Origin of the sequence: Endozoicomonas sp. ALC013, assembly GCF_049310205.1 — a bacterium.
Classification (GTDB): Bacteria; Pseudomonadota; Gammaproteobacteria; order Pseudomonadales; family Endozoicomonadaceae; genus Endozoicomonas.
The window spans coordinates 1-2008 of the sequence record NZ_JBLYNS010000338.1 but is presented as its reverse complement, the minus strand read 5'-3'; the positions used below and the strand labels follow the sequence as shown (position 1 = coordinate 2008).

The 2008-nt window shown below is 47.6% G+C and carries 2 protein-coding genes; both read left to right on the top strand.

All coding sequences use genetic code 11. The features are described 5' to 3' along the window. Positions 1 to 567, top strand: a 567-nt coding sequence (locus tag ACO6V1_RS23660) for an RAP domain-containing protein (protein WP_422469011.1), incomplete at its 5' end; no start/stop codon positions are given. A 223-nt stretch (positions 568 to 790) separates the two neighbouring features. Continuing rightward, on the top strand, positions 791 to 2008 hold a 1218-nt coding region (locus ACO6V1_RS23655; protein ID WP_422469009.1), incomplete at its 3' end, for a DUF1601 domain-containing protein.

Below are 2008 nucleotides of genomic sequence, written 5' to 3'. Positions count from 1 at the left end.
GAAGAGGATCAATCCATCATTGCCATGGCCGCAAGTTGTCTTGGGAGACCGTGTCCGGTCGTCCCCCATTACCAAACAACCATTTCAAAACTTCAATCCGACTTCCGCGATCAACTCCAATCATGCATTCCATCTTTGAAGATTGAAGAAGAAAAGAGTCTGAACTCATTACCTCCGGTTGACCTGGTATTGCCAGATCACAACATGGTGATTGAAATTCAGGGTCCCTCTCATTACGTGGGTGGTGATTTCAAAACCAGGAATGGTTCGACTCTGCTGAAAATCGCACTGTTGCAAAAAGCAGGATTTGAGGTCATTGAAATTCCGGTTAACATGCTCTCGAATCAGGATTTAATAAAACCATACATTAATCAAATAAAGACCAGGATAGGCTTCCCGCCACAGGAGCATGGCTCTGTATCACTTAAAAGAAGGCGGGCAGATGAGGCATACGTTACTGCTGATAAAGGCAGGCAACCCTCAGATCACGGTTACTTAACTGCAGAAGAACATTCAGAGGAGCAAACCGGTAAACCCGCAAAAAGGAAGAAAACAAACAGCCAGTAATTGCCTTCCTCCTATCATGAGTCAAGATCCGTTTTCACATGCCGGAAAGGAATGTCAGTGTTGAACACCTTTTGCCCGGATGATTTGAAAATAACGGATTGATGACATCAGGAGTAGATGTGTTTCCCCAACCGTTTACGCTTATAGACATTTCATCAAAATGAACTTTTGAACAAAACAGCAGTCTGCTTTTTATATTTTCATGAATTAATGAAATATAATTATGGATAGAAGCTCTGCTGGTATCAGTGGTCAATACACAAGATCAAATAATGATTACAACCAACCAAATGACCATGCCGCTTCTTCAAGGCGTGGGCGATATAGGCATACCACAGTCAGACAATGGGATAATACCCTCCGCACAGCCCCGGGGCGTAATGAATTTTACCACTCTTCTGCCGCATGCCCTTCTCAAAATCTAATGTTCCGATCAGTGAACCCTGCTCAAGACTTCAATGCCCTCATTAAACAAGAAGTAATGGATGATCTGGTGAGTAAATCGTATCGTTTCGGACATCGCTATGATGGGAGAAATCACGGTCAATATGCCAGTTCAATTAAAAAATACACGTCAACTGCTAAAAGACCGTTAAATCGAGCGGAACAAAGCGAGCTGATCAGTTTGCTGCAAAATTTCACAGCAACGCGGAGCTGGAATTGGCGAAGCCTGACGACAACAATGCATTCATTGACTTCAGCAGGTGTTTTTACCCCTCATAAACCCATGGATGAGCGTGTCAGGCTTACTCAAGCTGCCTTATTGTCAACGCTACTGGATGCAATAATATTTAAATGCAACCAAACACCTGGAGACAGGGATATTGATGCCCGGGGAATCGCCAACCTGCTGTGGGCCATGGCAAAACTGCCGAACAATGGGCAGGAGCAGAGACTGGAGCTCAACGAGGCTGTGGCCGCGCTGTTGCCTCACATAAACTCACAGAAAGCTAACTTTAAACCACAGGGTATTGTCAACCTGTTGTGGGCCATGGCGAAACTGGTGGACAACGGGCAGAAGCAGACACCTGAGCTCAAAGAGGCCGTGGCCGCGCTGCTGCCCCGGGTGAACGCACAGAAAGCCCAATTCAATCCTCAGCATATCGCCAACCTGCTGTGGGCCATGGCGAAACTGGTAGGCAGCGGGCAGGAGCGGACACCAGAGTTCAACAAGGCTATGGCCGCCCTGCTACCCCACGTGAACGCACAGAAAGCTAACTTTAACCCACAGGAAATCACCAACCTGCTGTGGGCCCTGGTAAAACTCGTGGACAACGGACAGGCGTGGACACCAGAGTTCAAAGAGGCGGTGGCTGCGCTGTTGCCCCACGTGAACGCACAGAAAGACCAGTTTTTTCCTCAGCATATCGCCAACCTGCTGTGGGCCATGGCGAAACTGGCGGACAAAGTGCATGAACAGACACCAGGGCTCAAAGAGGCT